The 6,452-nt window shown below is 69.9% G+C and carries 8 protein-coding genes and 1 pseudogene; all 9 read left to right on the top strand.

Features of this window, described 5'->3' with window-relative positions; all coding sequences use genetic code 11:
* Window positions 1-25: 25 nt before the first annotated feature.
* Window positions 26-784: a hypothetical protein gene (locus ABZ135_RS23735; RefSeq protein ID WP_356698236.1), complete on the top strand. Its 759-nt coding sequence runs from the start codon at window positions 26-28 to the stop codon at window positions 782-784.
* A gap of 93 nt (window positions 785-877) precedes the next feature.
* Window positions 878-991, top strand: a pseudogene (locus ABZ135_RS23740) (GGDEF domain-containing protein); the annotation flags it as partial.
* Between the two features lie 102 nt (window positions 992-1,093).
* On the top strand, window positions 1,094-1,294 hold the full coding sequence (locus ABZ135_RS23745; protein ID WP_356698237.1) for a hypothetical protein: 201 nt from the start codon (window positions 1,094-1,096) through the stop codon (window positions 1,292-1,294).
* The gene (locus ABZ135_RS23750) at window positions 1,294-1,773 is read left to right on the top strand and encodes a hypothetical protein (RefSeq protein ID WP_356698238.1); all 480 of its coding nucleotides are present in this window, start codon (window positions 1,294-1,296) and stop codon (window positions 1,771-1,773) included. The genes ABZ135_RS23745 and ABZ135_RS23750 overlap by 1 nt, the downstream gene beginning before the upstream one ends.
* Window positions 1,774-1,968: 195 nt before the next feature.
* A complete protein-coding gene (locus ABZ135_RS23755; RefSeq protein ID WP_356698239.1) occupies window positions 1,969-2,367 on the top strand; it encodes an HIT domain-containing protein in 399 nt (132 codons plus the stop codon).
* Entirely contained in the window at window positions 2,364-2,858 is a 495-nt protein-coding gene (locus tag ABZ135_RS23760) for a nucleoside 2-deoxyribosyltransferase domain-containing protein (RefSeq protein WP_356698240.1), read from the top strand. Before ABZ135_RS23755 ends, ABZ135_RS23760 begins: the two co-directional genes overlap by 4 nt.
* A 594-nt stretch (window positions 2,859-3,452) precedes the next feature.
* A complete protein-coding gene (locus tag ABZ135_RS23765; protein ID WP_356698241.1) occupies window positions 3,453-4,631 on the top strand; it encodes a ParB N-terminal domain-containing protein in 1,179 nt (392 codons plus the stop codon).
* Between the two features lie 12 nt (window positions 4,632-4,643).
* On the top strand, window positions 4,644-5,495 hold the full coding sequence (locus ABZ135_RS23770) for a ParA family protein (protein WP_356698242.1): 852 nt from the start codon (window positions 4,644-4,646) through the stop codon (window positions 5,493-5,495).
* Between the two features lie 787 nt (window positions 5,496-6,282).
* On the top strand, window positions 6,283-6,452 hold a 170-nt coding region (locus ABZ135_RS23775), incomplete at its 3' end, for a DUF2637 domain-containing protein (RefSeq protein WP_356698246.1).

The raw sequence follows: 6,452 nt of genomic DNA on the forward strand, positions 1-6,452 counted from the left end.
CGGCCCGTTGAGTGAGGAGAACCCCTTGCACAGCGCCTTTCCCGACCGACTGCACGAGATCCGCGCCCGGCTCACCGCCCTGCCCGACGCCGCCTGGCGTCAACGCTTCGGCGACGCCGGCCTCATCGAGGACATCACCGGCCAGCCGGTCGCCGTCCTCGGTACCAGCGGCGACACCACGCTCCCCGCCGGCGAGTTCATCGCCCACGCCCGGGCCGACATCGCCTGGCTCGTCGCCGAGGTCACCCGGCTGCGATGCCGGGACACCATGAGGCCCGACCCGCTGGAGCGCCTCGGCGCCGTCCTGATCCTGCGGTTGGGCAGTGCCTGGGTGCCCGCCACCCGGCCCGGCGAGCGGGCGGTCACCCTCCTGCACACCGTCACCAACCGCAGGATCGTCGCCGACCCGTACCAGGGCCGGATCATCCTGCAGGCGCGGACGGACAATACCGACGCCTTCACTCCCACCGGCTCCTACACTCCGGACCTGACGGGACACGAGGACCTGGAGGACTGGCTGTCGACCGGCGACCTCACCGCCGCGAGCACCGTTCTGGCCGACGTGGCCCACCAGCTACTCGCGCAGATGCCCGCCGAGCCCGGTGACATCGCGGCCGAGGAGGTCCTCGCGACCCAGGCGAGCGAGCTCGCCGAGAAGGCAACCGCGTTCGCCGCCCACCTGATCCTTCGGCAGCCCGCTCGGGCTGCCGCGCGCGATATCTACCGCCTGGCCGCCCAGATCGTCGAGACGGCTGACGTCGTCGACGACCACCTCGGCTACTGACCACGTGAAAGCACTCCGTGCCGCCCCACCCCCGAGCCCCGCGGCCCGCGGCCGGGGCGGTCGCGGTGGCCCCTCACAGCCTGTTCAGCACAAGGCAAGCACTCCGGCCGGGCCCGGTTCGCCACCGCCGCGCACACCACGGTTCCGTCCCTCAACGGCCGCCGCGACGGGCGCCCGGGAACGGCTTCGTGGGGGCGAGCTGCGTAAGCACCGACCGCCTCGGACCACGCCCGACCTCCTCCCTTCACCGTCTGAAGGGTCCTGTGAACGACACCGACCACGCCTGAACCCTCCACCAGGAGGTCCCTTATGAGCAGCATCCGCGACGTCGACCACACCCTCGCCTACCCCGAGCCGCCTCCCTCCCCGCTCTGGCACCGTCACGGCGCGAACGCCCGTCCCCTCACCGACGCACAGCGCCAGCGCAACCGCGAGCTCCTGGTGCTCGCGCAGTACACCCCCCGAACCCGTCTTCCTCGCCCCACCGAAACCCTGGCGGAGGCCAGTTGATGGACACCAAGCACTGCGCCGTCGACGGCGGGGTCGACGCGATACCCGCCCCCGGCCCGCGCGGCACCACTACCTTCGACCTGATCGTCCCCGTCGACCTCGACTCCGTCGAAGACGACATCCACGACACGGTCGACACCTGCACCAGCGGCGATCCCCGGATCGTCCACGAGCTGCTGAACCGGATCCATCCCGGCGACCTGCTGCGCGCGACCGGCACCCTGGTCCAGCCGCCGAGGCCCGGCGAGCCCGCCCGGCTCGTCGTCGACGCCCTGAGGGTCCTGGACACCGCACTGGTCCCGGTCCTGCGCGACATGGTGATGGACCGGTACGGCGACTACTGCATCATCTTCGACGCCGACCGCGACCAAGTCCCCGTCCTCACCGCGCTCAGACAGTGGGTCGGCCTGGCGGACAACCCCGACACCATCACCCGCCTCATCGACATCCACGAGCGCATGAACGACGGCGACGCCTGAAGGCACCCACCGCGCAGGCCCGAACCGTCCTGGAGCGGTTCCCCGCCGGAGGCCCCGAGACTCCCGGCCCACCGAAGAGCACGCCGCCGCGCAGCGCGCCCAAGGCACCCCGGACGCCAGGGCCGTGACGGGCGTGCACGGCAACCCGTTCCGCGTCACCCACACCACCCCACAGCCCGCCCCAGAGAGGCACCCATGACCGAGACCTCCAAGGACATAAGGAACTGCGCCTTCTGCGCCATCGCTGCCGGGAAAGCCCCGGCCGTGATCGTCCGTGAATGGCCCGACGCCCTCGCGGTTCGGCCACGCAGTGGCGGCGTGAACGCGGGGCACGTCATGGTTCTGCCGCGTGTGCACGTCCAGGACGCCGGCACCGACCCGGAGGTGACCGCCGCAGTGATGCGCCGGGCCGCCGAGCTGATGGCCGAGCACCCCGCCGCGAACCTGATCACCAGCAAGGGAGCGGCGGCGACCCAGAGCGTCCATCACCTCCACGTTCACTGCATTCCTCGCCAGGAGGGCGACGGCCTGCCGCTGCCCTGGACCCCGCAGCACGCCGCCCGCGCTGCCATACAGAAGGGAGAGGCCCGATGAGCACCGTCCGCCTCGTCATGGCCCGCGAGACCATCCCTGCCGGCCTCAAGGTCTTCCTGGCCGGACCCACCCCCGACAAGAGCGCGCCGGTCCCCTCGTGGCGGCCCCCGGCTCTCGACCTCATCACCGCCCAGTGGACCGGCCCGGAACCGCTCACCGTCCTGTCTCCCGAGTCCCGTAACGGCCTCCGGGCCGAGCGCTACGAGCACCAGGTCGACTGGGAGACCGCCGCCCGCGCAGCGGCCGACGCGATCCTCTTCTGGATCCCCCGCGACATGCGCACGATGCCGGGCATGACGACGAACGTGGAATTCGGCCTGGACGTCAGCACCGGCCGCGCAGTTCTTGGTGTCCCGCCCGAGTGCCCCAACCCCGAGCGGAACAGGTACCTCGCCTACGTGGCCCGCCGCCACGGCGTCCCGGTGTGCGAGACCCTGACCGACGCCGTGGCAAAGACCCTCGCCCTGGTCGCAGCCGCAGGCGCCCGATAGTCCTAGAGGTGCCCGCGGCGTGGGCGGCCTGCAAGTCGAAGCCCCGGCTCCCCGCAGAGGTTCGCGAGGGAGCCGGGGCTTCATGCGTTCCAGGGGCCACGAAAGACTGAGACCCAGTCGCGCCCCTCTTCCTGATCCAACCGCGCCGACCAAGCCGCCACTTGTGCCCGTTCATCGAGTCGCCACGAAAGGCCGGCGCCCGCATCCTCGCGGGACGCCGGCCTTCTCGTGTTTTCAAGGCCCGGCCTCTATGCCGTCGGCACGCGGAGCGGACTCCCCCGGCTGGCGGGCGACGCCCCGGTCTCACCAAGACTCCGGGGCCCGCCGACTTCTTTACGGCGTAAAGATCGGAAAGTTCGAACCTCTCCCCGACGTCCTGTTCTTTACGTCGTAAAGACCGAGCACCTCGCCCCCGGCTCGACGAGGTTGTTCTTTACGGCGTAAAGATGCTCACCAAGACCCGGCGGCAATCGGGACATGTGCGACCTATCCCCCACGCTTCTTTACGGCGTAAAGAGCGGGGTGTGTCTCCGGCGCCGCAGGTGCTCGCTAAGCTCCAGGCCGAGACATCGGCAAGACCAACCTGGAGTGTGAATGGCCGGCGCGCAGAACGATGGGCTTTCCGTAGCGGAGCGGAGGCGGCAGCTCGCAGCCCAGCGGGCACAACAAGCCGCAGTGAACGCGCAGAACGCGGTGCTCGCCGGCAACGTATCCACTCCGGAGATGCCCCTCGACTCCCTCGTTCACAACCCGCGCAACGCCCGCCGGGACCTGGAGGGCGTCGAAGGGCTCGCGGACACCTACGAGACCGCAGGAGTCCTGCAGCCCTGTCTCGTCATTCCGGTGGAGACCTTCCGGGCCGCCTTCCCCGAGAACGCAGACGGACTTCCGGTCGCGGGGTGCGTGGTCATCGGCGGTAACCGCCGCCTGGCCGCCGCGCGCCGCGCAGGGCTGAAGACCCTGCCGGTGCACCTGAACACCAAACTGACGACGCGCGAGGAGATCCTCGTTGCGGCGGCGATCGAGAACATCGCCCGCGAGGAGCTCCGCCCCTTCGAGGAACTCGCCACGATCGAAGACCTCAAGGCGGAGCTCGGTACCTACGACGCCGTCGCCAAGAAGCTCGGCAAGACCCCAGGTTGGGTCTCCCAGCGCCGCCGTCTGGGCAACCTCCAGCCCGAGCTCCGCGAAGCCCTCGAGACGCGCGCTCCGGGCATGACCATCGAGATCGCCCGAGACCTCGGCAAGATCAAGGGCCGCGAAGAGCAGCTCGCCGCGTGGAAAGCCGAACAGAAGCGAGCCGCGAGCCGCGCCGCCGACCCGGCAGCCGCCAAGCAGCCCAAGGTGAAAAAGAGCAGCAAGGTACCCGCGCAGGGAGGAGCCGGCGGCGGAGACAGTTCCCCGCTAGACGATGCCGCGAAGGCCAGGCGCGAGTCCTGCCTCATCGCCATCGCCGCAGGGGCAGGCGACCTCGCTCGCCTCTCCATCATCGCCGCCCAGGCACCGGTCACCCCCGACGAGGCTGTCGCGCTTGCCGGGCAGTGGCTCACCGAAACCGCTGAGGGATCCTCCGCGCTGAACCTGGCGACCCTGGCAGGCGAGGAAGGCACCGATCGCCAACTTCGCGCCGCACTCGCCCTGGCCCTGGCCCGGTGCGAACTCCACGCCACCCGTACGGGTGGCACCGACTCCACTCACGCCCGCGCGTACGCGGACTGGCTGGAGACTCACACCGACTACCGGCCCACCACCGAGCCCGCTCCAGCGGCGTAGAGCGGAGAACCCGTGACCATCGACACCATGACCCCGCCCGCAGACACCGGCCGCAAGACCCGCGTCCTGACGCTTGCCAGCGGCTCTGCCGGCTCCGGCAAGAGCACCCTGGCCGCCGCTCTCGCCGAGCAGACCGCCGCCCACGGCCTGACCGTCTGCGTCATCGGCCTGGACCGGCAGCGCGACGTCTCACGGCTCCTCGGTTACGACGACCCCGACGCTGACGAGGAACTGCCCACCCTCATCGACGTCGTCGACGGCATCTGCACTCTGACTGAGGCCCTCGTTCCTGGCCGCCACAGCAAGACCGGCGAGGCCATCCCGGGCCTCTGGCTCGTCCTGGAGTCCGGCAGGCTCGACACCCTCAGCGTCAAGCTCGCGGGCGTCACCGCACGCGAATTGTGGCTCTTCCGGCTCCTCCCGGAGCTCCTCGGCCGCTTCGACGTCATCCTGCTCGACTGTCCCGGCAACCTCGACCTCGGCACCCAGGGCGCGCTCATCGCCGGACATGAGATCGTCGGGTGTACCAAGAGTCAGGAGAAGGAAGCCCGCGGCCTGACCTCACTTGAAGACAAGATCGCCGAACTTTACAAGTCCTTCGGATTCATGGGGATGCGCGACGGACTCGACTGGGTCGTCATCGGCGAAGGCGTCACCGGCGTCTCCCAGGGCAAGGTCTACTTCGACATAGAGCGACAGGTCCGCGAGGCATACGGCGAGCTGGTCGTAGTGCCCACCGTTCGCGATGACGTGAAGGTGCCCGAGTCGTACTCGGCCTCCTTGCCCATCACGCTCTACAACCCCAAGTCCGAAGCTGCCATGGCCTACGTCAAGGTCGGCAGGGCGATGAAGCTCTACGGCTGACCCATCTTTACGCCGTAAAGAACCCGGTCCGTAAGCGGGCCGGGTTCTCCCTGTTGTCAGCCCACTTGAGGGCCAGACGAGGGCGAGGATCGGGGCTGCGGGGCCAGCTACCGGGCGGCGATGCCCTTGAAGCCGGACCCGAGTCCGCCGCCTGCCGTGCGGCGCGGCGCCGGGCCGGGCCGGGCCGGGCGGTGAGGGGTGTGACCACCGCCTGGGCGGTATGCGGGGTGAGGCCGGAGCTCACCTGCCCGGAGAGCGTCGGTGAGCGCGGCGGCAGCGGTCTCTGCAGGCCCGGCCCCCCACCCGGCGTCACCTGGCGGGGACGAGTGTCGCGTCGGCTGAGGAGTACGGCCAGGGCCTGCGTCTCGGGGGTTTCCAGCATCACGGTGACCAGTGCGGCCCCGAGCTCGTGAACATGGTGCCGGGCCAAGCCGTGAGCGGCGAGCGCCTGGCGCAACGCCGCACTCGTCCCGGCCGCCGCCCAGGCCCTCATCCTTCGTCCTCGATTCGTGACCCGTGAGCGGCCTGCTGGTGAGCGACTTGGTGAGGGTGGCCAGCCATCCTGCCAACGAAGCTTGAAGGACGATGACCGCCGACCGCGAGTTCGGGATCCAACGGGCACGGACGCGCCGTCAGCACTTCGTGGAAATGCGGCATGCCCTTCGGGAAGCAGGGCGTTGAGGACCCGAGGGTTCATCGCTGCGGGAGTCCATGACAAGGTGATGGCTGAGTAGCACAGAAACGGGAGAGGCAGCAGGGCGTGACGGGGACCAGGGAACCACGCACCATGATTCAGGGCCGGGCGCAGCGGATACTCATCGGCCTGGTCGTCGCGGGCGCGGTGATCATCGCCGGGATCGGTTTCGCCGGCTCGTACGCGGCGGTGCGCGAGCTCGCCGTCGACAAGGGCTTCGGCACCTTCTCGTACTTCTTCCCGATCGGCATCGACGCGGGCAT

It is taken from the genome of Streptomyces sp. NPDC006339, assembly GCF_040612775.1.
Lineage (GTDB): Bacteria > Actinomycetota > Actinomycetes > Streptomycetales > Streptomycetaceae > Streptomyces.